We start from the raw sequence: 26,297 nt of genomic DNA on the forward strand, positions 1-26,297 counted from the left end.
TCGGAATGCCAACACATCCCCGGCAACTGACGTATGCCTTACGTCGCAGCCTCATCGCCGGAAATCCAGCCAATCGGTGCGCCCTCAGCGGCCCACTCAACGGTTCGCATCTCGTCCCGGCTCTCACCATCCCAGGCTCGCTCATCGCGCGTTTCCGTCTACTTCCCCGCTTCATCGGTTTGTAGTGTTTAGTTATTGGTGCTTACGCTACACTTCCGTTTTTGCCTCTGTCAACTTCATCCGCCCAATTCGGAGCCAAAATTCGATCGGATCTGTCGGCTCGAATATCGTCGAAAGCAAAGCATTCCAAGGCTTCTCGAGCGCTCAACGGAACAGGAGCCGAGGTGTCCGAAATGTGGACAGAGCCCGGCATACGGACACCGAGCAGCCACGTGCAATAACCGATAACCTGCTCCGGTTTTACCCCGTCCGCACGCAGCGCGCCGAGGTCCAGCGAGTGCTTGCGCTTGGCCAGGCGGACCCCGATCGGGTCGTCGATCAGCGGAAGGTGGGCATAGACCGGGCGTTCCGCCGTTGCGTTGGCACAGCAGACCGCAGCATTATTTGGTTTTGCGACATTGCGATGATCGAAAGGCCGAGAATTATTCGATTGTTCGGTGTCACGATTATCCGTCATCCGGCTATTGCTTGCTTTTAATGTATTACTATACGATCTGTGTCGATGATCAATTTCGGTCGAATGACCCTCAGCGCCAATCCCGTATTTCGCGGCGAAACCTGCGGCAATCAACGCACGCCGAATCCAGATCTGCAAGGCCGTGGAACGCAGCAGATCACGGCCGCGCACGATGTCGTTGACACCCATCAACAGGTCGTCGGCCACCACCGCCAGCTGGTAGGAGAAGATGCCGTCGGAACGGCGGATGACGGTGTCGCCGACCTGAAGCGGCAGGTCGAAGCGCTGCCGGCCGAATACGCGATCGTCGAACGTGACAATGCTCCCCCTCGAGCCCTCTTCCGGCACGGCGATACGCCACGAATGCCGTTTCCCCGCTTCCAGCCGCGAGCGCACTTCGCCGGGTCGCTCGCTCAGCAGCTTCCGACACGTTCCGGGATAGATCAGAAACCGGTCGCCCTCCTGCGGCGCCGAGGCCGCGCGCAGGTCGGCACGCGAGCAGAAACACGGGTAGACCAGCGGAAAATCACCGGAGGCCGACGGACCTTTTGAAGCCCCATCAGCTAAGGCGACATCTTCGACACCTAACGATTTGAGCGCCCGCAATGCCTCTTCGTAAATCTGTGTGCGCTGCGACTGGTAGACCGGCTCGCCGTCCCAGTCGAGCCCGAGCCAGTGCAGATCGTCCATGATCCATTTGTCGGCGTCTCTCACCGCACGCGGCCCGTCGACGTCCTCAATGCGCAGCAGCACCTTGCCCGCTTCCGGGCCATCGCCCTCGTGCGCCGAAAGCCACGCGGCCAACATCGCGTAGACGTTGCCGATATGCATCCGTCCGGAAGGCGTGGGCGCAAAACGGCCGACCTTGGTTGCCCGCCCGATCATTGAATCCAGAGCTCGGAATCCAACGGCCATTCGTTGGGCTTGCAGCCGCGCAGGTCCATCGACTGCTCCTGCATGAGCGGCGCCAGAGCTCCTGAAGCCTGGCAGGAAGGTTCGTTGTCGATATGGCCGAGGCGATGGCCGACCTCGTGGTTGATGACCATGGTGCGGTAGCGGTCGAGCGACATCCCGGCGTTCAGCATCTGCGGGGTGGCGCCGTTCCAACGGTCCACGTTGATGATGACGTTGTTGCCCACGCGGCAGCTGTATTCGTCGGAGCAGTTGCCCGAGAACGTGGTCATCAGCGACGGCTGCGAAAGATAGATGACGAAATCGCAGCTACTGGAATCGGCGCTGTACGTGAAGGTCGCGCCGGCACGCGGCCAGCCACGCGGGTCGTTCAGCGTACGGAAAATCGTGTTTTCGAAGACTTGCCCGACCTTGGCGTCGCCCACGTTGCCCTTCGTGCTCACACAATAGGAATACTGCTGAGCCGGTTTGCCGCTGGCCGCCACCGTCTTTTGCGCGGCTGCGAGGATCGAGGCGCGGCTTTGGTCGGTCAGGGGTTTCAACGGGGTCGCCTTGGTCAGATCAGGTTTCGGCGGCTTGCTTTTGCCGCGCTTTTTCACCTGCCTGGCCCGCTGGGAATCGGCCTTTGAGACGGCCGAAGACGAATGTTGCCGCGTCGGAGAATCATCATGGCCGCCGACCGCGGATATCACCGCCCTGCAGCCGAAAACGATGGCGACGACGGCCACCAACGCCACCATCAGCACGACGATGCGGCGAAAACGATAAACGGACTTGGATACAGGCCGCGACGCGGCAGAATCTGCCGACGATCGCACAGCGGCCTTCCGCGCGGAGCCTTCATCGGTTTCCTGACCCAGCACCGAGCCGATGAAACCCTGCGATATTTCGGAAATACCAAGTTCACCGTCAAGGTCTGGATTGCGGACGCCGCGTGCCGCCTTTCTTCGCGTGCGCGAAGCGTTCTTGCCGGCCGAGCCGTGCAAACCGCCTGTAGTCTTCGGCCTACGTAATCCAAGGAAATCGCGAAACGCCCGAAAGCCGCGTCGCACAGCGTGATTGAATCCACGGATCGCGGCAAGCAAGACCACGCCGACCCACCGTGCACAAGCCCGAAGAATTCCGATCGGTAATGCCGCTCCCCTGCTTTTCGCACTTTTGCCGGTCTTCGCAGACGTCTTCCGCCCGTTTTCCGTCCCCTTGCCGCGTGGGGTTCCCGTGTTCGTCGGTCGCTCACGTGTCACGTCGTTCCCCCACTCGGATTTCCCTGTTATGGGGACAATAATAGATATTCTTCATGACGAGAAAAATTCATGGGCCAGCATTTTTCATAATCCTCGCAAACCAAGGAAATCGGAAACGGATAGTTCTCGTATCCCAACTTTCGATAACGCATCCTCTGTTAACTACAAGCCGGCAAAGGATATCAAACAATACAACGGCGCGACCCGCAGAATCGCAGGTCGCACCGCCATTGTCGGTTCACCGTTGGCTTACCGTTGGATTACGGAAAATACACGTTCAGCAATCCGGGACCCTTGGAATCAGCCGAAGCAGACCTTGAAGATCCAAGCACCGATGATGGCGCCGATAATCGGGGCGATCACCGGAATCCAGGCCTCACCCCAGCGCGAAGTGCCCTTATTCGGGATGGGGAGGATCCAGTGCAGGAAGCGCGGCACGAGGTCGCGGGCCGGGTTGAGGCCGGGGCCGGTGGAGCCGCCCATGGAGGTCACCAGGCCCCAGACGATGAGGCCGACGACGATGGCCGCGGCGGCCGGGTCCTTCTTGCCCCAAGGCAGGGAGAGCATGCACAGCGCCCCGAGCACGAGGACGAGGGTGCCGAAGAGCTCGTTGAGGAAGTAGACGACCTTGTTGCCGGAGGCCTCAGTGGTGCTGAATGTCGCGAAAATGGCGTCCGGACTGGTCTCCATCTTGTAATACGGAAGATAGGTGATATAGATGATCAACTGGCCCAGAGCCGCGCCCAGAAGCTGCGCGATGATATAGGGCAGCACCTCGCTCCACGGAAAGAGCCCGTTGACCGCCTGGCCGATGGTCATCGCGGGGTTGATATGCGCGCCGGAGACCGAGCCGATCATCATCACCGGGAACATGACGCCGAAACCATAGCCCATCGCTATGTTGAGCCAGCCGGTGCCGTGGCCTTTCGTGCCCTTCAGTTCGGTATTGGCGACCGCGCCGTTGCCGAATATCATCAGGAAAGCCGTGCCGATGAACTCGGCCGCCAGCTTTGCGCTAAGTGAGAATTCCATTGTTCTTCCTCCTCGAGTGCGACGAACGTGCCATCACCACAACCGCGTAATTCAGGCACAGAACATCTATCGTTCTTAGTCATTCTTCGAAGATGCCATGCTCAAAACGTTGAACATATCCATATCCGATCAATAAGAAGTGTAACTCACCGTACGAATAAAACACTTCATTCTCAGTTTTTTCGTTCCGAAAATTTGTTGTCAAACGTTTTCAAGTTCAATGTATAATTGATAGCGACACACCGCCTTGCGCAAATTTCATTGCGTATGTATACTGTTCTCTTGGCTCTTGTAGTTTAGACCAGCGCCCCTATAGCTCAGCTGGTTAGAGCAGCTGACTCTTAATCAGCGTGTCCGGGGTTCGAATCCCCGTGGGGGCACGAGCAAGGTATCGTCGTTCGGCGGTACCTTTTTTCGTACCGTTTGCCAGATACACACAGCCTGCAGCGCCCGTCACCGCCCGTAGGGCTGGCCGGTCAGGTCTTCCAGCGTGACACGAACAGACGAATCGACGCTGCGTGGGTCCCCGCCTGAGGCGACGCGGGCGGACTCGGCGAGGGCGATGCCGTCCGTGCGCTTGTCAAGGTTGAACCGACGCGCCACGACAATGCAGATGACGACGGAAAGCGCGTACCAGCCGATCATCAACGCTCCCAAGCCATTACCCGCCAACACGCTCTGAACCCGGCGCGAGGAGTCGAAACCGACGAATCCCAAGATAGCACCGACGACAATCGAGGAAAGCCCCGAAGTCAACTGACGCAATCCTGCCTGTATGCCGGTGAATGTCGAGGCGCGATATCTGCCGGACACGACCTGATCGACGTCGGCGATGAACGGGAAGACGGCCCACGGCAGATAACCGGAAGGGGCCTTGGCAATGAAGAAGAACAGGGCGCCGGCGACGGCGAACACCGTCCACCACGGTTCCGCGATCACCCCGACCAAACGCCATGCGGCGAAAATCCAAGCCAGGCCGATGAGGCTCGCGGCGAAACTCGCCTGATACATGCGTTTCGGACCGACCTTGATCATGGTCGCGCCGAACAGCGGGTTCAGCGGCACGGTGATGATGCCGGAACTTAAGAGCAACGAGGCGAACGCGGCGGATTTGTTCCAGTCATAGATGACGAAGAACACGAAAGTCTGGCCGAACACGTCGCCGGCGGTGAGCATCAGCAGGTAGAGCGCCAGGTGGCGACGGAAAATCGCGATGCGCAGCGTGCTGGCGTATTCGCGGAACATGACGGCAAGGCGATGCCGCCACAGCTTGACTTCCGCACGTACCGAAAGATGGCTTTCAACCTTTGCTTTCCCAGCCGCATCATTGACATACCGACCGAATCCCGCCTCCTCGGGCGTCATCTCCCACGTGCTTTTCCAACAGATGAAGACAGCCAGAGCAAAGCAAATCGTGATGGCGATGGTGAACATCATGTATCCAGCCGGCCTGTGCTCGCCGAACACCGAAAGCGTGCCTCCACCGATGAGCAGAATCAGCGTGCCGGAAGCCCCGGAAATCAGCAGACGTACGGTCGAGAGCTTGGTGCGGTCGTCGAAGCCGTACGCCATCTCGCCGGGCAGCGTGTTGTATGCGGAGGCGAACAGCTGGGCGACGGTGACCCACAATACATAGACGAGGAAATAAACCACAAACGGCAGGCCGGGAATCCACAGCAGGATACCGACCAGAATCAGTGGAGGCACCAGCATAAGGAAGAAATGCCGACGGCCAAAATGACGACCAATCGGAAAACGATAGAGATTATCGCCGAGGATACCGAACGAAAGAGCCGCGACGCCGCTGATGATGGCGCTCAGCCCCACCACCGATTGTGCCAACGAGATGGACATGCCGCAAAACCGCGTCCAGAACAGCACCAGGTAGGTGCCGATGAGCGTAAGCTGACCTCCGCCGAAAATGTCGCCGATACCGTAACCTATGGCATTGCCCAATGTAATCGGGGCGTTGCGGGAATGACGGTGAAGTCGTGTCTTGTCGTCTTGCCTGTCTTGTCCGTCTCCTCGCCGAGGCCGAATCAAAGTCGCACGCTCCTCATGTCGGATATTGTAAACAATTAACGTTTATGCAGTATCCATAATAGACAAGATGCATGGCAACGTGCGGCAGGGACCAATATTTGCGCGGTTAAAAAAACAAAAACGACCTACGGTTTTTGAAGAAATCCGTTCCGATATTCGTCTCTTTCACCGTCACAACCATCGGAATCGGCGCTTCACAACCCGTAAGCCGTTTTCTGCGTACCCTCGCTGTCAGAGGATATTCATTCTATTCAGTTATCACGTTTCGTTAGGGGTCCTTTCGTTCTTGCACACAGCCGAACGGGACCGGCGGAACTCAGACGGAACCGAAACGCTTCAACGGCTCGATACGGCCGTCCAGCCCGTGGCGCTCAAGCAACTTGCTGATAGGCACCAGTCCCTGCGTGCGATAGGTGCGGGCGAACTCGTCCACGTCGGCCTGGGTGTGGTGTTCGTCGACGTCGAGCACCAGCTGCTCGACGGGCAGCGGGCGGATGCCGGAAATCTTCACGTCGATGACGCTCGGGCCGTCGTGGTTCGCCACCGCCTGGGCGAACGCGTCGTCCAGCTCGGCGAGCGTGCGGACCTCGAATCCCTTCGCGCCCAACGCCGCGCACGCGTCCGCGTAGTCGCCGTCGATCAGGTCGACGCCCGAATGCGGCTGGTTGATATCGTCCTGCTCGCCCTCGATGAAGCCCAACGCCTCGTTGGTCAGCACGATGTTGATAATCGGCTCGTGATACTTCACCTGCGTCATGATGTCCTGCATGTTCATCGCGAACCCGCCGTCGCCGCTGATGGAGAAGACCTGGCGGTCGGGGTAGCTCTCCTGCGCGCCGATGGCCGCCGGCAGCGCATAGCCCATCGTGGCGTACCACGCGGAAGTCGAGATCTTCTGCTTCGGGCTCACCTTGAGCATGCGATAACCGTCGATGGTGACGTTGCCGACGTCGACGGCGAAGATGGCGTCGGGCTCGGCGTTGCGGTTGATGCGCGCAAAGACGGTATCGGGCTCGAGCGGCGTGCCCTCGAGGTCCTCGCGGGCGGCCGACCATTCGTTCCAATTGGCGAGGTCTTCCACTATCACATCGTAATAAGGCCGCGATTCCACGTTCGGAGCCGCCTCAAGCATCGCCTTCAACGTGGCCTTGGCGTCCGCCACGATGCCGAGGTCGACGTGGTGGCGCTTGCCGATGTCCGTGGGTTTGATGGTGACCTGGATGAACTTGGCGTTCGGATGGACAAAGTAGGAGGTAAAGGGCATATTGGTGCCGATGAACAGCACGGCATCGGCACAGAAAGCCGCGTCCACGCCCGGCTTGGTGGCCACACGCCCGGCGCTGCGCACGTACGCCTTCTGCCCTTCCGGCAGCACGCCGACACCCAACGCGGACGACATCATGGGAATCTTCATCTTGTCGGAGAGCGCCACCAGTTCCTCGGCCGCATCCTTGGCGCCGGCTCCGAAGTAGATCAACGGGCGTTCGGCCTCGTTCAAGATCCTCACAGCCTCGGCCACATCCTTTGGATCAGGCTGGGCACACAGCTTTCCACGGCTGAAATCATGCGCGGTGGAGCGGAAGTCATCATCGATCGGCGTCCAGCCCAGGTCCTTGGGAATGATGACCACGGCGACACCGGAATGCTCGTAGGCCTGACGAATGGCCTGATCGACCACGGCCGGCAGTTGCTCGGCGGTCATCACCGTGCGGTTGTAGACGGCGACGTCGTCGAAGATGGGGCCTTCGTCGATTTCCTGGAAATAATCGGTGTTCATTTTAGCGGTGGGCACCTGGGCGACCAAGGCGAGCACCGGAACGTGGTCGTGCTTCGCGTCGTACAGGCCGTTCAAGAGGTGGACGGCACCCGGGCCCGCGGAACCGAAGCACACACCGATCTTGCCGGTGAACTTGGCCTCGCCGGCCGCTGCGAGCGCCCCGGCTTCTTCGTGACGCACCTGAATGTACTTCATGGTCTTCCGCCGGTTGTGCAGCGCATTCATGGTCGAGTCGAACGACCCTCCGGGAAGCCCGAAAATATGGTTCACGCCCCAATCTTCAAGTACCTTGATCATCGCGTCGGATGCATTGATTTTGTCTGCCATCGTCGGCCCCTTTCGCTTCATTGCCATTGTCGGTTCACGATGCCAAGCTGCGTTCGCCGTTTCTTTCGCTTTGCCGGAGTCTCGCTTTTCCACTACGACGTTCGACCCCGCTACGGCTGCGTCGGCGGAATGCCAACAAACGCTTTCACATCGATTGCCTTAAAGCGTAACGCATCGCGCGTCGATTTTTGCAATACAAAGCCGCTTTCCAGCCGTGGGCGAATGTGATGAAAACTACCCTGTGATGCTCATTGCATTATGCGTTACGTATGCGGAGCCTAGAAACCAATTCGCACGAAACGACGGGTCAGATTTCGACTTTCTGCATTTCGACGGACGGGTTCTTGCGCACCTTGATGGAAACCAGTGTGATCGCCAGCGCCACCAGCGCCAGGATAATCAGCAGGGCGAAGGCATTCGTGGCCCCGGCCGCCGACGCAGCCTTGATATTGTGCGGAATGCGGGCTTCGCTGAAGGAAAGCGACGCGGAAAGCACCGTCGTCCCGAGCGATCCGGCATACTGCTGCAGCACGTTGAACAGCGAGTTGAAATCGGTCTGCTGAGCGCCGGAGACGAACTTGCTGGCGTCCGACATCGTGTTGCCGTAACCGAAATTGAAACCGGCACGCAGGAACATATAAAGCAGGGTCAGGATCACCACACTCGCCTTGCCGGTCATGGCCCACAGCGCAGTGGCCCCTATGATCAGCGAGATATTGGAGACCAAGAGCACCAGCGTCGGGCCGCGGCGGTCGTAGAGCCGGCCCACGAACGGGGCGATGGCGGCGCCGAGCAGGGAACCCGGCAGAAGCATCAGCCCGGCGGCCAGCGAATCGATGCCGAGGAAGTTCTCGGCGAACACTGGCAGCAGGAAGGAGCTGCCGATATTGATGAACTGCAGGATGGCGTAATTCGCGCCGCGCAGACTCACGATCGGATTCTTGAACAGGCGAAGGTTGAGCAACGGGGACTTGCTGGCCAAGCAACGCCAGATGAACAGCCCGAGCAGGACCGCCGCCACGACGATGGCGATGGCGACTTTGTACGACCAACCGCCGCCGGCTCCGAACTGGTCGAAGATCTCGGTGAAGCTGACCATGAAGAAGCTCAGCAGCACCAATCCGATGCCGTCGAAGGACTTGCCGGCCCCCTGCGCCTTCAGCCGCAGGTTCGTCTCTCCCAGCACCCACGCGATGACCAGCAGGGGCAACGTGAAGACGAAGATGATGCGCCAGGAGAAGTAGTAATTGATGAGGCCGCCGTAGGTGGGGCCGAGCGCGGGGGCGAACGACGTGACCATGTTGGCCACGCCGACGTAGGTGCCGCGTCGGCTCACCGGCACCAACGCGAGGATGACGTTGATCATCAAGGGAGTGGAGACGCCCGTGGCCGCCGCCTGAAGCAGACGGCCAAGCAGCAGCAGCCAGTAGTTCAAGGGCAGGCAGCACAGCACGGTGCCGACGATGCTGACGATGACGGCGCAGCGGAAGAGCAGACGGGTGTCAAAGCGCTTGAGCAGGAACGACGACGTGCTCATCACGATGGTCACCATCAGCAGGTAACCGGAGGTCAGCAGCTGGATGGTCGAAAGCGGCAGGCCGAATTCCCGCGTCATCGTCGGAAATGTGACGTTCAGCGACGTCTCGGTAAGGATGCCCGTAAACGAAAGCAACGCCGCCGCGGCGATGGATAGTTTTGTCTGTGTGGATACGTGTTCTTCTTGCAAATTCTTTAAACCTCAATACTTTGCCAGCCAGGCACTTCAGGGGTTTGGCAACAGTTGGCGCGCCCCGACCCCCCGAACGCGCAACCAGCCTATTATACGCCGATGGACGCAGTCGCTTCAAGCCAAAGCGAAACCGACTTTCGTCCGCATAATCAACGGATCTCGCAGAATCACAAAAAGAATAAAAACAACAATACGACACACTGAAAAGACTTGGTTCGCTTTATTTGCAACGAATTGCCGATCACTCCTTTTTGATAACAAATTATTAGAGATAGCCAAGTGTTAGACTGTTTATGTAAGTAATCGAACAATGAGGAGGTTAGATTATGGTAAATCGTCTTGACGGCAAAGTTGCCCTGGTTTCCGGTGGCGCTTCGGGCATCGGCCTGGCAATCGCGAAGAAGTTCGTCGACGAAGGCGCTAAGGTCGCTTTGGCCGATATCAACGCGGAAAACGGCAAGAAGGTCGCAGACGAGCTCGGTGAAAACGCCATGTTCGTCACCCTCGACGTTACCCAAGAGGATCAGTGGGAGCAGGCCTTCAAGGACGTCATCGCCAAGTTCGGCAAGGTCAACGTCGTGGTCAACAACGCCGGCATCGGCGTGGGCAACAACATCGAGACCATCCCGCTCAAGCAGTGGGACCAGACCGTCGCGATCAACGGCACCGGCATGATGCTCGGCACCAAGCACGGCGTGCAGAACCTGAAGAACTTCGGCGGCGGCTCGATCATCAACATGTGCTCCATCGAAGGCCTGATCGGCGAGTCCATCAATCTCGCCTACGACTTCACCAAGGGCGGCGTGCGCCTGATGACCAAGTCCGCGGCTCTCTATTGCGCCGAGAACCATCTCAACATCCGCGTGAACACCATTCACCCCGGATACATCCACACCCCGATGGTCGATCCGCATCCGGAACTGGTTGCGCTCGAAGAGTCCAAGACCCCTATGGGCCACTTGGGCGATCCTGAGGACATCGCCTGGATGGCCGTGTTCCTGGCCAGCGACGAGTCCAAGTTCTCCACGGGCTCCGAGTTCGTGGCCGACGGCGGCTACACCGCTCAGTGATTTCGGCGATTAGCGGCTTGACGGCGTCGACGATAGGAAGCCGACGCGAGATGTAAGTCGCCGATCGATTTCAGAGGGCCGAATCCAGCAGTGTTATCCTGATTCTGTTGGATTCGGCCCTTTTGCATTGCCCAAGTATACGAAAACCCGCCGGCACGATGTGCGCGGCGGGTTTTCTTGCTTAAGCTTGCGGTGATAAACCGTTATGAATCCTGAAATTACTCGGCGACGACCTTCACGGTGAAGCTCGCGGAGATTTCCGGGTGCAGGGCCACGGTGGCGGGGAACTCGCCGGTGGTCTTGATGGTCTCGACCTTGATCGCCTTCGGATCGACGGCGGCCTTGGATTCCAGAGCGGAAGCGATGTCCATGGTGGAGATGCCACCGAACAGCTTGCCGGACTCGGAGACCTTGGCGCTCAACTCGACGACGGTGCCGTCGATGGCGGCCTTGGCGGCCACGGCGTCTTCACGGGTGGCCACGGACTTGGCCAGGCGTGCGCGCTTCATCGCTTCAATCTGAGAAGCGGCGTTCTTGCTCCACGCGAAGGCGAGGCCCTGCGGGATCAGGTAGTTGCGTGCATAGCCGGGCTTGACCTCAACGACGTCACCGGAGTGACCGAGGTTGGAGACGGACTTGGTGAGAATAACTTTGGTTTCAGCCATTGTTCTTGCCTCCTATCAGCGGCCGTTGGTGGCGTAAGGCAGCAGGGCCATCTCACGCGCGTTCTTGATGGCGCGGGAAATCTCGCGCTGCTCCTGGATGGTCACGCCGGTGATGCGACGCGAGCGGATCTTGCCGCGGTCGGAGATGAACTTGCGCAGCAGCGCGGTGTCCTTGTAATCGATCTCGGTGATCTTCGCAGCCTTCAGCGGGTTCGGCTTTTTCTTAAACGGCTTGACTGGTGGTTTTGGCCTTTTACGTGACATATCAATGTCTCCTTAACACTTGTTTAACGTCTATTGCTTGGCTTCTAGGTTTCCGGCGCCTTTTCGCGTACCTATCGCTAGAACTCCGGCTCGTCGGAATCCCCGCCGAAATCGGAGCTGCCCCCGAAGGTCGAGAACCCGTCGCCGGAATTGGCTGAGCTGCCCCACGGATCGCTGCCGGTCTGAGGCTGGCCTTGCGGCTGGGACTGACCGGCGGAAGCGCCGCCCGAGTAGCCTGCGCCGCCTTGGTATCCGCCGTTGCCGCCACGGTTATAACCGCCTCCGTTGTTGCCGGCGCCGCCGTTATAGCCTCCGTTGTTGCGGGAACCACCCTGGAACCCGCCGTTCGAAGACGACTGACGTTGCACCTGGGCGGTGGCGTAGCGCAGGGACGGGCCGATCTCGTCGACCGTCATCTCCACAACCGTGCGATTGCTCCCGTCGTTGGCGGTGTACGAACGCTGCTGCAAGCGGCCCTGCGCGATCACGCGCATGCCTTTGGCAAGGCTGGACGCACAATGGTCGGCCATGTCACGCCAGGCGGAGCAGCGCATGAACAGCGCATTGCCGTCCTCCCACTGCTGGGTCTGGCGGTTGAACGTGCGCGGCGTCGAGGCGATCGTGAAACTCGCGACCGACGCACCGCTGCCGATAGTGCGCAGCTCCGGGTCAGCCGTAAGGTTGCCGATAATCGTGATAACCGTATCTCCTGCTGCCATGACGTGCCTTCCTCACCAGCTTTGCCTTGAAACGCTTAAAGCAAAAGCAAATAGACTAAAATTCAATATTCCCGCGTTGGGACTTACTTGACATCCTTGCGAAGAATCTTCGTACGGATTACGGACTCGTTCAGGTTCAGAACGCGGTCGAGCTCGTCGCTGGTCGCCGGCTCGCAGCTGTAGTTGACCACGGCGTAGTTGCCTTCGTTCTTGCCATCGATCTCATAGGCAAGCTTGCGGCGTCCCCAGATATCGGGGTCGGAAACGGAACCGCCCTCTTTGGTGACGATTTCCATATACTCTTGGGTCAGCTTCTTCAGGGCTCGTTCGTCAAGCTCCGGATCGGCGATGAACATCAGTTCATACTTGTGTGCAGACATCACCCACCTCCTTCGGACTAAAGTCGGCCGCGGTCTTTCCGCGACAGGAGTGTGTATGCGTGCCATCTCAGGCGCAAAATCGCGTCAGACATAGCTTTTCTATAATAGTAGTTCCGGCCGACTTCAACCGGACAGCTTCAAAGGGCCGACTTCAAAGGACGTATATCGCCGCTCAGTCGTCGGATCCGGTCTTGACGGCCATGCACGAGTCGGCATTGAGGTTGTTGGACTTGCACCAGTTGCTGCCGGCGTCCTTGTCGGAGAAGGGCTCGCCGGAAAGGGTGACGTAATAGCTGGCGTCGGCGCCGTTCTGAGTGTAATGCGCGAAATCCTTGCCCCAAATCAGGATGGCCTTCGGGTATTTGATGCGGTTGGCGAGGAATTCCTGCTCGATGTCGTGGAATTCCCAGGTCTTGCCCCCGGCCTTCATGCCTTCCTTCTTGCTGGAGATCTGAGTGGTGAATACGTCACTGTGGAAGTCCCAACCGCGGCTCTCGTCGTGGTCCGTCTGCCATTTCAGCGCTTCCTTGGAGTAGCGCTCGATGTCGCTGTCGCGCACATCCGCGCCTCCCAAGGCCTTTTTCACGTTCTTTGCCGCCGACCCGTTGCCGGCCTCGCCAGGCTGGAAAGTGACCTTGGTTTCCGAAATCTCGATCTCGTCGAACGGGCGCCAGTACTGGGACAGGCTGTACGCCAGCGTGACCTTGGCCGACCCGCCCTTGAACGCGATCGGCTGCTTGGAGAAATCGTAGACGGCCGAGGCCACCACAGCGTTGCTGTCTTCGATGATGACCTTGACCTTGTCACGCTTGAACGCCTGGTTCTGCTTGTCGCACTTGGTGTCGAGGTCGAAGCTGGCCAGCATCGTGGTGTCGCTGTGGTCGACGCCGCTCAGCGTCGCCTTCGGCGCAAGCTGGCAGCCCGAGGCCTTGACCTCTTTGCCGACCTTCTTGGATTTGGAATCCTTGGCCTTGTGCTTGCGGCTCACCGAAGTGGTGGCCTTGGACGAACCGGACGCGTCGGAACCGTGCTTGAAGTGCCACCAGAGCCCACCGCCTGCCGCGATCAACGCGATCACCACGATGATGGCCAGGATGGCGATCCACTTCTTCCTGCCCTTTTTGGTCTTTTTGCCGTCACCGTCACCATCGCCGCCGTCGGAGGCCTCCGGCTCTGCAACGCCGTTGGAACCCGCCTGCGAGGACGTGTCGGCATACCCATCGCTCGGCTGGTTCGGCTGCACATAACCCTGCTGGAATTGAGCGGACTGCGTTGGAACCGTTGCCTGCACGGGCTGGAACTGCTGGGTCGGAGCAGGCTGCGCCGGCTGGGAGAGCTGGACAGGTTGGAACTGCTGGGTCGGCTGTGCACCGCCCTGAGGCATCGGAATCGGCGGCATCGCGGGTTGCTGCATAGCAGGGGCAGAGGCAGGAGCCTGCTGCGGCATCGCGGCGTTCGGCGTGCCCGCAGGCGTCAAGGGGGTTCCACAGACCTGGCAGAACCGCATCCCCGAATTGACAGGAGTTCCGCATTTCGGACATGCTGTCTGAGCCGCGGACGCGGACGCACCGCCCTGCGCACTGCCGCAGTTGGAACAGAACTGGGCACCGTCATCAAGATTCGCACCGCACGATACGCAACGCTTCATCGCTCTTTCTCCCTCTTTTCACGCAGATTTCTTCTTCTCTCAGCATACCGGCAGGACTCGCCGCCACACCTCGATTCGAGAAAATTAGGCGAATAATTGTATATTTCTAATTTTTTGCATAATCTACCTCCATATTGTTAGCCCTCACTTATATTCTGTGGTTATCGGCCCTGCCCAACGTCGGGGTTGCCAGAGACTTAGAACGGAGAGACATTATGTATTGTCCCCATTGCGGAACGACGCTCCCGGAAAATTCCAGATTCTGCTCGCACTGCGGCCAAAGCACCCAGCCTGCGTCGGCAGCGACACCGGCAGCGCCGATGGCCCCGGCAGCGCAGTCCCCGTCGATTCCGCTGCCCGGCGCGGCCACATCCCCAGCGGGCCCTGCGGCTCCGGCCGCGGCACCCCAGATGCCGGCCCAGGCCGCGCCGAATGCAGCCGGCATGCCACAATACGCCTCCGCACCTGCCCCCGCAGTAACGCCCGTCGCACAGGCAGCACCCACCGCCACGCAGCAGAAGCTGCAGGGTGCCTACCAAAGCCTCTCCACCCCGGAGAACGTGAAGACCATGGGCGTCTCGCTGGGCATCGGCGTGGGCGCGGCCGCCGTGCTCGCCCTGATCAACACCATCATTCTTGAAATGGCCTCGTCCAGCAGTGCCGTGGGCGATATCGGCAGCCTCCCCTTCGGCGATTTCTCCGAAATGCTCAAGGTCAAAAGCAGCGACTTCCTGCACGTCCTGGTCATGATGATGGTCGCGGGCGTCTCCGGCACGTTCTCCGGCAACGCCTCTGCTTCGTCCGACGCCACCAACGGCACGATGAGCGCCGTCTTCTCGATCTGGCTGCCGATGAGCCTTTCCGGCATCGCGCTGATTCTGGGCGCGGCGTTCGGCGCCTACTTCATCGCCCATCAGGTGGGGGCACGCTTCAAATGGAACGGCGTGATCAGCTCCGTCGTCGTCGGTCTCGCCGCCGGCTTGGTCTACGTCCTGCTCGCGGCCATCTTCCCCTTCACCACCGCGGCGTCGATCGGTGACGCCAAGGCAGGTGCCACACTCGGCGGTGCTTCGTTCCGCACGTTCTTCATGGCCTTCCTCATGGCCGGCATCGGCGCGCTGATCGGCTATGCCATGGCCCAGTACGCCTCGGACAGCAACGACGTGTTCCACGCCATCTGGCGCTTCTCGCACCGCATGCGCGGCCCGGCACGCACCTTCGTTGAGGCCTTCGCCCTCTACGCCCTACTCTCCACAATCGTGGCGCTGATCACGCTCATCATCATGGTCGTCGGCGTAAAGACGGCGGCACCGCTGCTGATGATCCCGATCGCCATGCCGTACCTGCAGTTCCTGCTCACCGACATCATGTCCTTCGGCGGCCTGACGGCAAGCGATCCGCAGTCCTCGAGCACGGTGACGTTCGCCGACCTCATGTCGGCCAAGCAGTGGGCACCCGGCACCTCCAAGGCATGGATCTTCATCCTGCTGGCCATCGTCTTCTTCATCGTCACCTTCTACATCGCGTTGCGCGCCGCGGTCCGCACCACGCAGGACCCGTTCTACGCCAAGTGGAACCACACATGGAAGGCACCCGTGGCCACGGCCATTTTCTGGTTTATCGCGGTATTCGGCCTGACCGCTTTCGGCGCCCAGCACGCCACGGACAGCATGTCCATCACCATCGCGACGTGGTACCCGCTGCTGGCGGCGGTCTGGGCCTTCGCCATCGAGGCGGTGGCCATCACCTTCGGGCCGACCGTATTGGCCTCAGTACCGGAACTATGGAAGATCGCCAAGGGCGGAGCCGTGGAACCGACCCCGCAGAACATCAAGGACTATGTCACCGCCTGTGGCGCCAATTTCAAGCGTCTCAGCGAACTCGGCAACGGCGGGGCCAACAAGCCAGCCGGCCCGGCAGCTCCCGCCGCACCTTCCACACCCAGCGCACCAACGGCTCCGCTCGCACCGCAATCCGGAGCACCCGCAATGCCGGCGACACCGACGATGCCCGCAGGTACTACCGGCATGCCGACAACCTGGCAGAATCCGGTCACACCTCAGCAGGGATTCGCGGGGACCGGCGTACAACCGTCAGTCCCGGGCGCGCCCACGACGGGGAGCCCGCAGACGTATACCTCACCTACTGCAGGTCCGACGCAGCCACCGGTAATGCGATAACCACCGGACGTCGACCGAAACGATGGGAAGACAGACATCACTAATTGATTAGCCGCTGCCCGCCTTTCCGCCGCTGATTGAGGCCGTCGCCTGCTCACGGGCGACGGCCTCAGCCATTGATCGAAGAGCAAAAAACCAAAAGCAGAGTTCAGGGCCGCGAACCGGCCGGAGAAAGAGAGATCCAAAGATGAATTGCACCAACTGCGGCAGCCCACTGCCCCAAGGTTCCCGGTTCTGCGTCGTATGCGGACAGGCCGTCGGAGCCAATGCCGCCGCCCAACCGGCCAACCCCGTTTCCGTCCCCTCCCCGGCTTCCTCTGCGCCCGGAAGCGTTCCGCCTGTGCCCGGGGTCGCCGGCATACCACAGCCCGGCTCGCCGATTCCCGCCCCGCAACCGGCCGCGATGCCGATGCCGAACACCACGCAAGCGCCCGGCATCCCCGGCCCGCAGCGCTTCAACGCCGCCGCCTCGAGCGTGCCTGGCGTCTCGAGCGTACCGGATATTCCGGCAACGCCCGGGGCGGCACCTTCCGCAACGGCGGCGAAACCGATGACCGCCAAGCAAAAGCGCTATGTCATCATCGGCATCGTCGCCGTCGCCGCGTGCATCCTGCTGGCCATCGTCTACAGCACATTGAATTCGACGGTATTCGGCCCTAAAAACACCATCAACTCGTACCTCGATGCCATCGCCGCAGGCAATTTCGACCAGGCCAATTCAATCGCCGACCCGCAGGTGAGCGGAGCCCAGGCGGTGCTGCTGACCAGCGATGCGGCGCAGAGCGATGGGACCATCATCAACCAGCGCATCACCAGCACCAAGGAGAATCCCGACGGCTCGGTCCAGGCCATCGTCACCTACAGCTTCTCCGGCCGCGACTACACCAAGACGCTCAACGTGGCCACCAGCGGCCGCAAGTTCCTGTTCTTCGACAACTGGGCCATCACCAACCCCATGGTGGGCGAGCTGCAGGTGACCGTGCCAAACGTCGTCTCCTCGGTGAAGGTCAACGACATCCCCGTCTCCTCCAAGAACTCGACCTCGACCAACAGCACCGGTTCCGAAAGCACCACGACGACCACCCTGAACCTCAAGGTCTACCCCGGCAGTTACACCGTGACGACCGGTTCCTCTCCTTTCCTCACCGGCTCTGACGTGAAGCTGAACTCCGTAGCCGCCGACGATGTGACCAGCGTGGCATCAAGCGGCACTCTGAAGGTCAAGCCGACGCAGAAGCTCAAGGATGCGCTCAACGGTGAGGTCAAGAAGAAAATCGATAAATGTGCGGCCAAAAAGGAGGCCGACCCCGATGGATGCCCCTTCGGCGAGTACTTCTACGGCGACGATGACGACTACCGGAACTTCGCGTGGACCGTCGTCTCCTATCCGAAGGTCAGCGACAGCTACATCGACATCGAGCAGGGCTCCTTCGGCACGACCAGTTCCTCCGGGAAGATGAAACTCAGCTATGAACGCAAAAGCTACGACGACGAGTGGAAGCCGGACGACACCACTACGACGGCCAACGGCATCCGCGGCACCTTCACCATCTCCGGCAACAAGGTGAAAGTGGCTTTCAACAGCGATAACAACGACTGAAAACCAGAGACTCGAAGTCGCCGAAGGCCCGGAAGAACGACAGTCTTTTTGACCACCGGTCCGAAGCTCACCAGTCCGAGGGCCAAAGGCCCGAAGATACAATCAACGACTAAAACTTCATAACAAAAACTGAAAATCGAAGGAATTGTATATCAAGATGAAGTGCCCTCATTGCGGCAGCGCATTGCCGCAAGACTCAAGATTCTGCACCAACTGCGGGCAGGCCGTAGGCGCGGGGACGCCGAGTGCGGCCATGTCTACGCCGCCGACAGCCGCCGGGCCAATGGCATCAGCAACACCCAGGGCCGGGTCTCTGCCTGTGCCATCGCAGACACCCGTACCACCGGTAGCTGCACCTGCTGCCATACCGGCGATACCGGCTCCGGGGTCCGCGCCTCTGCCCATGCCAGCGGCTGCCATGCCTACGCCGCCAACCGTGTCAGCACCCACACCGTCAGCGGTACCGACACCAACGCAGCCGGCATCCATGCCAACGCCATCGGCCGATTCCGTTCCTCCAGCCGCAACCCAGCCGATAGCCCCAACAACATCGGTCAACTCCGTCCCCTCAGCGGGCGCGTCAGCAACAATGCCACCGTCATCAACGGCCTCGGACCCAGCACCGGTAACGGTCCCGAGTCCCGAGGTGCCGCAGGCGATCGCCACAACGCCGGCCGTCAGCGCTGCTCGAAAGCGCAAGACCGTTCTAATCCTCAGCCTGCTGGCCGCCGTACTCGTGCTGGGCGCATGCTACGCCGCCGCCAACGCACTGTTGTTCAGCCCCAAGGCGGTGGTACGCGAGTATCTCAATGCCCTTACTATTGACAAAGGCGATATTCCCAAGGCCAATCGGCTAGTAGACCCCCAGGTTCATGGCCCCCAAGCTGTTCTCTTACATTCCGATAGAAGTGCTGGAATCGGCACTTATTCCATCGACAACACTAAGCAGACTACAGATGGCAGCTACCAGGTTCATATCTCCTACAACGCGAATGGCGGTGCCGAACAATATAAAACGACATTACGCGTGGAATCCAGGGGACGGAAATACCTGCTCTTCAACAACTGGGTCATCACCACTCCATTGGTCAAGACGATCAAAATGATGGCCTACAGTACAATCGACAAATTCACCATCAACGACACTCCAGTCACTCTTAAGAATTCCTGTACACGGGGCAAAACCTATAGCGAAAACTCCAATATCAACATTCTCGAGTTCAAGGCTTATCCCGGCGTATATCAGGTATCATACAAAAACGAAAACAAGGAATATGTGGATGCACAGGTGAATGAAAGGGGTGGAGGGGCCCCTATCCCTGCTAGCGATGGCCCTGTGCTTGGCACAGAGGACAACCACGCCGATAAACTTACACCCATCTTCTTTCTCACGGCCAAACCGAAGCTGAAAAAGGACCTGCAGACCGCTGTGAACAAGAAAGTGGACGAGTGCGTGGCTGCTCATGATTCGAAGGGGTGCGGGTACGGTTTTGACGGAAAAAACGGCTTTACGTTCACAAAAATCAACAAATATCCGGAACTCTACAAAATCTATCTGGACTCTGGAACATTTGACTCATTTATAGGTATCGGAGAAGGCGATTCTTCCAGCGGTCACCATCGTCAAAGCATAGTGGTTGGCCCGATTAAGGAGAGCCCATTCTCGATCGTCAACCACAAAATCGTCGTCAACTCCATAGCAGCTGAAAAGCCCAATAGCTGATCACTCACTTATCCAGACAACCCCGCGCAACCCGGCTTCGGGCAATTGCACGGGGTTGCCTGTATATTGGAGTTGGTTTTCTTTTGATCAACCTTGGCTCGGGCGACCGTCCGATGCCTGCCGGCCTACCTTGTACGACCGGCGGCGCACTGCTCGTTCGCACAGAGCAAGGCCAAATGCACACCTACAGCGGAAGGTGAGATATGTCGGCGATTCTCGAGGGTAAGTCCAAAAAGCGACTGGCATTGGTGACAGGCCGGGCGTACCCGGAGCAGGCGGCGGCCACGGCAGAGTGCCTCGGCACCGTGCCGTTGGAGACCACGGCCTACGACTTTGCCAACGGCGAGATGTACGTGCGCTATACCGAACCGGTACGCGGCGCGGACGTCTTCGTGCTGCAGGCGCACACCGACCCGATCAACAAGTGGATCATGGAGCAGCTGCTGATGATCGATGCGCTGAAGCGCGCATCAGCCCGTTCCATCACCGTCGTCGCCCCGTTCCTCGGCTATTCGCGTCAGGACAAGAAGGGCCTCGGGCGCGAGCCCATCACCGCCAGGCTGATGTTCGACCTCTTCCAGACCGCCGGTGCCGACCGCATCATGACCGTCGATCTGCACGCCTCGCAGGAACAGGGTTTCTTCGACGGGCCTGTCGACCATCTGACGGCCATGCCGGTGCTGCTCGATTACGTCAAGAACTCCATGCCGCTTGAAAACGCGACCATCGTCTCCCCTGACGCCGGGCGCATCAAGGTCTCCGAGCGCTGGGCCGCCAAGCTCGGCGGGCTGCCGCTGGCCTTCATCCACAAGACCCGCGACGTCACGCGCCCGAACCACGCCGTGGCCCATGGCATCATCGGCGAGGTGCGCGAGCGCGACTGCGTGGTGGTCGACGACATGATCGACACCGCCGGTACCATCTGCGAGGCCGTGCGCACGCTCAACGAGGCCGGCGCGAAGTCGGTGACGCTGGTGGCCACCCACGGGCTTTTGTCCGGCCCGGCTATCGAACGACTCAAGACCTGCGGCGCACGCGAAATCGTGTTGATGGACACCGTGCCGATTCCCGAGGAGAAGCGCCTGCCCAACATGACCGTGCTCTCCATCGCCCCACTGCTGGCCGCCGGCATCCGCTCCGTCTTCGAATCCGGCTCGGTCTCGGGCCTGATGGACGGCCTGCCCGAAGACATGCACCCGCGCAACATGTACGCGTAAGCTGCGCATATACCCAAAATTCCGTAACGGCGCCGGATGAATGAAGCAGACGTTCATCCGGCGCCGTCGTATGTTCAAATGGCCGTTTAATCGGATTCGGTTCTTCTTTAGCTCTTCTTTTCACGCCTTCTTTATTGGCTGATAATTTGACTTCTTTGATAAAGCGTTTTACCATATACATACATCTATATGTCAATAGCACAGACGCACGTGAATCGAGTATGAAATGAATGCAAAGACGCTTTCCTTACTGGACGACATTTCCGGTTCAATCAGCATCGTCGGCTCAATGAACGCCGACTACACGGTCACCACCAAACGTCTGCCCCAGCCCGGCGAGACCATCACCGGGGGCCCGCTGCGCATCCTGCCCGGCGGCAAGTCCGGCAACCAGGCCGCGGCGGCCGCACGGATCGGCGCGAAAGTCAATATGTTCGGAGCCGTCGGCAGCGACAGCAATGCGGATTTCCTGCTGGCCAAACTCGACGACGCAGGCGTCGACACCTCCCATATCCGGCACGCCGAAGGAGCCAGCGGCACCACGGTAATCACGGTGGACGCCAACGGAGAGAACACCATCGTCTACTCCGCCGGGTCCAACGCGAGCGTAGATATGGCCTATATCGACAGCCAGAAAGACGTGCTGCTCAAGTCGTCGGTGCTCGGCCTGTGCTTGGAAAGCCCGATCGAAACCGTCACCGCCACCGCGAAGATGTGCCACGACGCCGGCATCAAAGTGCTCTTGAACGACTCCCCCTTCACCGACACGTTGCCGCAGGCGCTCATCAAGTACGCTGATATCCTGCTGGTCAACGAGCACGAGATGGCGCAGTTGCTCAACATCGCCGAGCCCAAGAACGGCGACTGGCTGGGCATGGATTGGAACTACATCGCCCGCTCCATGCACGATTTCGGCTTCAAGGAAGCGGTGGTCACTCTGGGCGGCGACGGCGCCGTGGTTCTTACGGGCGAGAGCACCTATCATGTCGACGCGGCCAAGATCGACGCCGTGGACACCACCGGCTGCGGCGACTCCTTCATGGGCACGCTGCTGGCCGGCCTCGCCTCGGGCTTTACGCTGAGTGATTCCGCTTCGCTGGCCTCCTACGTGGCCGCCTACGCCGCCACAGGATATGGCGCGCAAGCCTCCTACGGCACCAGCGCCCAGATCAAGACGTTCTTTGCTGGTAGTATCGATAACAGTTGATGCGGCGCATTTCATCGCCGAAACCGACACCGGTACGGACAGCAGAGAAAGACAGAGAACGCACAGATGAGCAAACGAGCAACACTGCGTGACATCGCCAAGGCATCCGGGGTCTCTGTAACCACGGTCTCGCTGGTGCTGAACAACCATCCGCTACGGGTGTCGCCGCAGAAACGCGAACTCATCACGCGCAAGGCTCAGGAATTGCATTACGTTCCTAACCAGATGGCCAGAAGCCTGGTGACCAACCAATCGATGCTGCTGGCGCTGCTCGTGCCCGATATCGAAAACCCGTTCTTCGCCTCGTTCGCCAAAAAGATCGAGGACGTGTGCGCGGCCGACGGCTATTCCCTGATCATCGCCAATTCCAACGATTCCAAGCAGACGGAGCTCAACCTTTTGAGCCAGCTCGAATCCCGCGGTATCGACGGCCTCTTCCTCATCCCCTCGATGCAATCCGTCGAATCGCCGAAAACCCTGCGCCGGCGCATCGAACACCTCAACTTTCCCGTCATCCTCACCGACCGCCTGCAAGAGGTCAACTGGTGCGACACCGTCGGCTCGAACGGCTACATGGGCGGCGAGCTCGCCGCGAAAGCCCTGATCGACAACGGACACACGCGCCTGGCCTGCATTTCGGGGGACAGCACGGCCGTGAGCGCCAACGCCCGAAAGAACGGGTTTATGGACAGTCTCAAAAAGGCCGGCGTCAAGAAGGCCTCCGTGCTCAGCTGCGAAGGCGACTATCGGCTCGACAGCGGCTACCAGGCCGCCGACTCCATCGTCGACTGGAAAGCCACCGGGGTCTTCTGCTGCAACGATTTCATGGCTCTCGGCCTTCTGAAACGTCTGGAGGAACTCGACGTGCGCGTGCCCAAAGACTGCTCGGTGATCGGCTACGACAACATCGCCGGAAGGATCGGGCTCAATTCCGATCTGGCCACCATCGACCAGAACATTCCCGCCCTGGCCGACACCTGCTGGCGGCTTATGGGCCAACGCATCGCGGCCTACAAGGACGACCAGCACCGCACATGGCTCGATTCGCCCGTCCACGAACTCATCGACCCCACGCTTGCGATGAGAAAGACCGTGGCCGATATCCGCTAGCCAAGCCGACCGCCAGACAACGTTCCGACATAGAAAAGTCCCGCAACCATATCGAAAACGGTTGCGGGACTTTTGCATTCAGCCTTCTGACGGCGGAACTCACACCGCCGTCAGACGTTTACGCGATCACCACACGAACAGGCCGGCCATGCCCGCGGAAAGCAGGCTGACCAGGATGCCGGAGAGCATGATACGTCCGACGCTGTGGCCGATCAGGTAGTTCTTCTCCTTGTCGACGATGCCCTGGTAGAGGCCGGTGATCATGCCGAGCGTGCCGAAGTTGGCGAACGAGGTGAGGAACACGGCGAGCACGGCCTGATAGTGAGGCGCGAAGGTCGCGATGGTCTTGGTCACCTCGCCCATCGCCACGAATTCGTTGGTGACGAGCTTCAGACCCATGATCTGCGACATGCTCCAGGCGGTGGCCGGGTCGAGGCCGAGCAACAGCGACGGGATGTACATGATCACGCCGAGGATGCTCTCGAGCGAAAGCTTGGCCCAAATGAGGCCGAGGAGCTTGTCGATCAGGCCGGTCATGGCCACAAAGGTGATGACGGTGGCGGTGATAATCAGCACCAGCTTGCCGGCGCCTAGCAGGGAATCGCTGAGGAAGGAGAAATACGGTTCCTTCTGCGGCTTGTTCGGGTCGCGATGGAAGAACTTGGCGACGCGAGCCTTGAAGGCGGGCTTGGCATCGGTGGTATCGGAGGTTTCGACGACCTTCGCGGTTTCAGAGGCCTTGGCGGCGTCGGAGGTTTCCGCCACGACACCGGCTTCGGCGTCCGCGGCCTCCTGAATGGCATCGTTGACGTCTTCGCTGTTGTCGATCTTGTAGATGACATCCTCTTCGGGCTTGACTTCCACCGGGTGCAGCATGCCCACGACGATCAGCGCGTTGATGCAGTTCAGCGGAATGGCCGTCAACACGAACTGGCCCGGTATCATCTGGATATACGAGCCGATGATCGAGGCGGACACGCAGCTCATGGACATCATCGCCAGCGACAGGTTACGCTCCTTGCTGGTCTTCTGCAGCTGCACCTTCGAGACGGCCAGGGCCTCGGTGCATCCCAAAAACATCATTTCGATGGCGTAGAAGGACTCGAACTTGGGCTGGCGGGTGATGAAGCTCAGGCCGCGGCCGATCCACTTGATGACCCACGGCAGGAAGCCGATGTAGCTCAGGGTGTCGAACAGCGGCACGATGAGCAGGATGGGCAGCAGCGAGCTGACGATGAAGTTCACGGGCGCGGGGTTGACGCCGGTGGGGCCGACCCAGTTGCCGATGGCGAAATTGATGCCCTTATAGGAGATCTTGATGACTTCCGTGAAGCCTTGCGCCGCGACCTGCACGGCCGCGCGGCCCCAGGAGAAACTGGTCAGCAACCAGGCGATGACGATGTTCAGCACCGTCATAATGCCTACCGACATCCAATTGATGGCTCTCCGGTTATCGGACAGCGCCCATCCCAGCAACAGGAACACGGCGATTCCCAATATATCTAACGCGAGATACATACCTAATTCTTTCTCTCATTTTCATAATTCCGCCGGCGAGAACACCTACCGAATTCGAATATGAAACACCACAACAAAAAATATTTAGACACCCTCATGTAGCGGAAAGCCAACGTCGCCTTCCCTGTGAGGTCAATACAGATTTTGGCCCGCCCGTCGGAGGAGCCCCAAGAACCAGACGCGCTCTGACGGGCAAGCAGGAAATGACCAGAAAATCAGTCGCACTTGCTGACGCGGTCAAGCAGCCAGCTGCGGAAACGCTCGGCGTCGATGTCGACGGCGACCTTGGCGTTCGGCTCCCGGCCCAGGACGTTGTCGAGGTCGACGACGGTGCAGCCCGTGGTCAGCTCGCCGCAGGTCTCGACGTCGACGAAGGTGTCGACCAGCGTGAACAGATCGGGGTCGAGCAGGCAGGCCATGGCGGTCGGATCGAACATCGGCTGGCCGGTCTCCATGGTGCCGCTGCGATAATGCTTGAACAGGCCGTAAGCCATCTTGCCGACCTTGCCCATCGTCGGCAGCTGGGCGCTGTCCTGCGCCAGCAGCTTGGCCTTCAGCCCGATATTGAGGCCGACCATGGTGATCGGCACGCCGGAGCGGAAGACGATCTTGGCGGCGGTCGGGTCGACGTTGATGTTGAATTCGGACATCACGTCCTGGTTGCCGCGGTCGATCGAGCCGCCCATCATCACGATGCCGGCGATATGGCTCTTGACCTCGGGATAGGTCTTGAGCAGCAGGGCGATATTGGTCAGCGGGCCGATCGGCACCAAGGTGATGGGCTCGTCGGAGGCAAGCAGGACGTGGCGCATCTCGTCGACGGCGTTGCGCTCGCACAGCAGCGAGGTGTCCGGTTCAGGGAATTCGAAGCCTTCCATGCCGCTCTTGCCGTGTACATCGCTGGCGTCACGGAACGCACGCAGCAACGGTTCGCTGGCACCGCGGGCCACGGGGATGCGCTTGTTGAGGTAGGTCAGGATGCGCAGGGCGTTGGTCGTCGTATAGTCGAGCTTCACATTGCCCGCCACGGTGGTGATCAGCTTGATGTCCACTTCCGGGGCGAACAGGGCAATCGAAATGGCCAGCGCATCGTCAATGCCCGGGTCAGTATCAATAATGATAGGTTTTGCAGTCATCGTCTACTCCTTTGTAATCGCCAATATTGCATCATACGATAAAACGTACGTACTCCACTTTGATTTAACGCTTTATCGCACAACTGCTAACATGATAAAGCGTTAAACCAAATTTGTCAAAACCATTCGGCCTTATTAAGAAGTTATTATATTATAGTT

At 59.7% G+C, this 26,297-nt stretch carries 21 protein-coding genes and 1 tRNA gene; 8 read left to right on the forward strand and 14 right to left on the reverse strand.

Annotated elements, in window-relative coordinates:
• Window positions 1-202: 202 nt before the first annotated feature.
• The 3 genes from OZX71_RS07930 to OZX71_RS07940 form a co-directional block, all read right to left on the reverse strand.
• Complete coding sequence (locus tag OZX71_RS07930; protein ID WP_277159932.1) at window positions 203-1,522, reverse strand: glutamyl-Q tRNA(Asp) synthetase; 1,320 nt, start codon at window positions 1,520-1,522, stop codon at window positions 203-205.
• The gene (locus OZX71_RS07935) at window positions 1,519-2,535 is read right to left on the reverse strand and encodes a DUF3152 domain-containing protein (protein ID WP_277159933.1); all 1,017 of its coding nucleotides are present in this window, start codon (window positions 2,533-2,535) and stop codon (window positions 1,519-1,521) included. The genes OZX71_RS07930 and OZX71_RS07935 overlap by 4 nt, the downstream gene beginning before the upstream one ends.
• Before the next feature lie 558 nt (window positions 2,536-3,093).
• On the reverse strand, window positions 3,094-3,825 hold the full coding sequence (locus OZX71_RS07940; RefSeq protein WP_277159934.1) for an MIP/aquaporin family protein: 732 nt from the start codon (window positions 3,823-3,825) through the stop codon (window positions 3,094-3,096).
• A gap of 306 nt (window positions 3,826-4,131) precedes the next feature.
• Here OZX71_RS07940 and OZX71_RS07945 point away from each other — a divergent pair.
• Window positions 4,132-4,205, forward strand: a tRNA-Lys gene (locus OZX71_RS07945).
• A gap of 73 nt (window positions 4,206-4,278) precedes the next feature.
• Here the strand turns inward: OZX71_RS07945 and OZX71_RS07950 are convergent.
• The 3 genes from OZX71_RS07950 to OZX71_RS07960 form a co-directional block, all read right to left on the reverse strand.
• A complete protein-coding gene (locus tag OZX71_RS07950; RefSeq protein WP_277159935.1) occupies window positions 4,279-5,868 on the reverse strand; it encodes an MFS transporter in 1,590 nt (529 codons plus the stop codon).
• A gap of 316 nt (window positions 5,869-6,184) precedes the next feature.
• Window positions 6,185-7,972 (reverse strand): pyruvate oxidase, encoded by a 1,788-nt coding sequence (spxB, locus tag OZX71_RS07955; RefSeq protein WP_277159936.1) that lies wholly within the window; start codon window positions 7,970-7,972, stop codon window positions 6,185-6,187.
• Window positions 7,973-8,279: 307 nt separating this feature from the next.
• Window positions 8,280-9,698 carry an MFS transporter gene (locus tag OZX71_RS07960; RefSeq protein ID WP_277159937.1) on the reverse strand — a complete coding sequence of 473 codons (1,419 nt, stop codon included), beginning with the start codon at window positions 9,696-9,698 and terminating at the stop codon, window positions 8,280-8,282.
• A gap of 329 nt (window positions 9,699-10,027) precedes the next feature.
• Between OZX71_RS07960 and OZX71_RS07965 the strand changes: the two genes are divergently transcribed.
• Window positions 10,028-10,771: an SDR family oxidoreductase gene (locus OZX71_RS07965; protein WP_277159938.1), complete on the forward strand. Its 744-nt coding sequence runs from the start codon at window positions 10,028-10,030 to the stop codon at window positions 10,769-10,771.
• 218 nt (window positions 10,772-10,989) lie between these two features.
• On the opposite strand, the gene rplI is transcribed toward OZX71_RS07965, so the two are convergent.
• From rplI to OZX71_RS07990, 5 genes are all read right to left on the reverse strand, one after another.
• The gene (gene rplI, locus OZX71_RS07970; RefSeq protein WP_277146107.1) at window positions 10,990-11,436 is read right to left on the reverse strand and encodes a 50S ribosomal protein L9; all 447 of its coding nucleotides are present in this window, start codon (window positions 11,434-11,436) and stop codon (window positions 10,990-10,992) included.
• A 15-nt stretch (window positions 11,437-11,451) separates the two neighbouring features.
• Complete coding sequence (gene rpsR / locus OZX71_RS07975; protein ID WP_277143412.1) at window positions 11,452-11,700, reverse strand: 30S ribosomal protein S18; 249 nt, start codon at window positions 11,698-11,700, stop codon at window positions 11,452-11,454.
• Window positions 11,701-11,777: 77 nt separating this feature from the next.
• On the reverse strand, window positions 11,778-12,419 hold the full coding sequence (locus OZX71_RS07980; protein ID WP_277146105.1) for a single-stranded DNA-binding protein: 642 nt from the start codon (window positions 12,417-12,419) through the stop codon (window positions 11,778-11,780).
• 83 nt (window positions 12,420-12,502) lie between these two features.
• A complete protein-coding gene (gene rpsF, locus OZX71_RS07985) occupies window positions 12,503-12,799 on the reverse strand; it encodes a 30S ribosomal protein S6 (protein WP_277159939.1) in 297 nt (98 codons plus the stop codon).
• A gap of 172 nt (window positions 12,800-12,971) precedes the next feature.
• On the reverse strand, window positions 12,972-14,447 hold the full coding sequence (locus OZX71_RS07990; protein ID WP_277159940.1) for a zinc-ribbon domain-containing protein: 1,476 nt from the start codon (window positions 14,445-14,447) through the stop codon (window positions 12,972-12,974).
• Window positions 14,448-14,662: 215 nt separating this feature from the next.
• Here OZX71_RS07990 and OZX71_RS07995 point away from each other — a divergent pair, with 215 nt between their 5' ends.
• Window positions 14,663-16,627, forward strand: a complete 1,965-nt coding sequence (locus tag OZX71_RS07995; protein ID WP_277159941.1) for a zinc-ribbon domain-containing protein — start codon at window positions 14,663-14,665, stop codon at window positions 16,625-16,627.
• 187 nt (window positions 16,628-16,814) lie between these two features.
• Complete coding sequence (locus OZX71_RS08000; protein WP_277159942.1) at window positions 16,815-18,227, forward strand: zinc-ribbon domain-containing protein; 1,413 nt, start codon at window positions 16,815-16,817, stop codon at window positions 18,225-18,227.
• A gap of 168 nt (window positions 18,228-18,395) precedes the next feature.
• Here the strand turns inward: OZX71_RS08000 and OZX71_RS08005 are convergent, their stop codons facing one another.
• Window positions 18,396-18,785, reverse strand: coding sequence for a hypothetical protein (locus OZX71_RS08005; protein WP_277159943.1), 390 nt, complete (start codon window positions 18,783-18,785; stop codon window positions 18,396-18,398).
• Between the two features lie 88 nt (window positions 18,786-18,873).
• On the opposite strand from OZX71_RS08005, the gene OZX71_RS08010 reads away from it, so the two are divergent.
• From OZX71_RS08010 to OZX71_RS08025, 4 genes are all read left to right on the forward strand, one after another.
• Window positions 18,874-19,950: a hypothetical protein gene (locus OZX71_RS08010; protein WP_277159944.1), complete on the forward strand. Its 1,077-nt coding sequence runs from the start codon at window positions 18,874-18,876 to the stop codon at window positions 19,948-19,950.
• A 203-nt stretch (window positions 19,951-20,153) separates the two neighbouring features.
• Window positions 20,154-21,167 (forward strand): ribose-phosphate diphosphokinase, encoded by a 1,014-nt coding sequence (locus OZX71_RS08015; RefSeq protein WP_277159945.1) that lies wholly within the window; start codon window positions 20,154-20,156, stop codon window positions 21,165-21,167.
• Between the two features lie 226 nt (window positions 21,168-21,393).
• Entirely contained in the window at window positions 21,394-22,374 is a 981-nt protein-coding gene (locus OZX71_RS08020) for a ribokinase (RefSeq protein ID WP_277159946.1), read from the forward strand.
• Between the two features lie 66 nt (window positions 22,375-22,440).
• Window positions 22,441-23,484, forward strand: a complete 1,044-nt coding sequence (locus tag OZX71_RS08025) for a LacI family DNA-binding transcriptional regulator (protein ID WP_277159947.1) — start codon at window positions 22,441-22,443, stop codon at window positions 23,482-23,484.
• 126 nt (window positions 23,485-23,610) lie between these two features.
• On the opposite strand, the gene OZX71_RS08030 is transcribed toward OZX71_RS08025, so the two are convergent.
• A complete protein-coding gene (locus OZX71_RS08030; protein ID WP_277159948.1) occupies window positions 23,611-25,002 on the reverse strand; it encodes a nucleoside transporter C-terminal domain-containing protein in 1,392 nt (463 codons plus the stop codon).
• Window positions 25,003-25,217: 215 nt separating this feature from the next.
• Window positions 25,218-26,138 carry a ribonucleoside hydrolase RihC gene (rihC, locus tag OZX71_RS08035; protein WP_277159949.1) on the reverse strand — a complete coding sequence of 307 codons (921 nt, stop codon included), beginning with the start codon at window positions 26,136-26,138 and terminating at the stop codon, window positions 25,218-25,220.
• Window positions 26,139-26,297: the final 159 nt, after the last annotated feature.

This window comes from Bifidobacterium sp. ESL0764 (assembly GCF_029395515.1).
Taxonomy (GTDB): Bacteria; Actinomycetota; Actinomycetes; order Actinomycetales; family Bifidobacteriaceae; genus Bifidobacterium.

Coding starts and splice junctions, on each gene's coding strand:
- OZX71_RS07980 (WP_277146105.1), bottom strand. CDS start 12,419: ATGGCAGCAGGAGATACGGTTATCACGATTATCGGCAACCTTACGGCT.
- rihC (WP_277159949.1), bottom strand. CDS start 26,138: ATGACTGCAAAACCTATCATTATTGATACTGACCCGGGCATTGACGAT.
- rpsF (WP_277159939.1), bottom strand. CDS start 12,799: ATGTCTGCACACAAGTATGAACTGATGTTCATCGCCGATCCGGAGCTT.
- OZX71_RS08030 (WP_277159948.1), bottom strand. CDS start 25,002: ATGTATCTCGCGTTAGATATATTGGGAATCGCCGTGTTCCTGTTGCTG.
- spxB (WP_277159936.1), bottom strand. CDS start 7,972: ATGGCAGACAAAATCAATGCATCCGACGCGATGATCAAGGTACTTGAA.
- OZX71_RS08020 (WP_277159946.1), top strand. CDS start 21,394: ATGAATGCAAAGACGCTTTCCTTACTGGACGACATTTCCGGTTCAATC.
- OZX71_RS07990 (WP_277159940.1), bottom strand. CDS start 14,447: ATGAAGCGTTGCGTATCGTGCGGTGCGAATCTTGATGACGGTGCCCAG.
- OZX71_RS07965 (WP_277159938.1), top strand. CDS start 10,028: ATGGTAAATCGTCTTGACGGCAAAGTTGCCCTGGTTTCCGGTGGCGCT.
- rplI (WP_277146107.1), bottom strand. CDS start 11,436: ATGGCTGAAACCAAAGTTATTCTCACCAAGTCCGTCTCCAACCTCGGT.
- OZX71_RS08000 (WP_277159942.1), top strand. CDS start 16,815: ATGAATTGCACCAACTGCGGCAGCCCACTGCCCCAAGGTTCCCGGTTC.
- OZX71_RS07940 (WP_277159934.1), bottom strand. CDS start 3,825: ATGGAATTCTCACTTAGCGCAAAGCTGGCGGCCGAGTTCATCGGCACG.
- OZX71_RS07995 (WP_277159941.1), top strand. CDS start 14,663: ATGTATTGTCCCCATTGCGGAACGACGCTCCCGGAAAATTCCAGATTC.
- OZX71_RS08025 (WP_277159947.1), top strand. CDS start 22,441: ATGAGCAAACGAGCAACACTGCGTGACATCGCCAAGGCATCCGGGGTC.
- OZX71_RS07930 (WP_277159932.1), bottom strand. CDS start 1,522: ATGATCGGGCGGGCAACCAAGGTCGGCCGTTTTGCGCCCACGCCTTCC.
- OZX71_RS08015 (WP_277159945.1), top strand. CDS start 20,154: ATGTCGGCGATTCTCGAGGGTAAGTCCAAAAAGCGACTGGCATTGGTG.
- rpsR (WP_277143412.1), bottom strand. CDS start 11,700: ATGTCACGTAAAAGGCCAAAACCACCAGTCAAGCCGTTTAAGAAAAAG.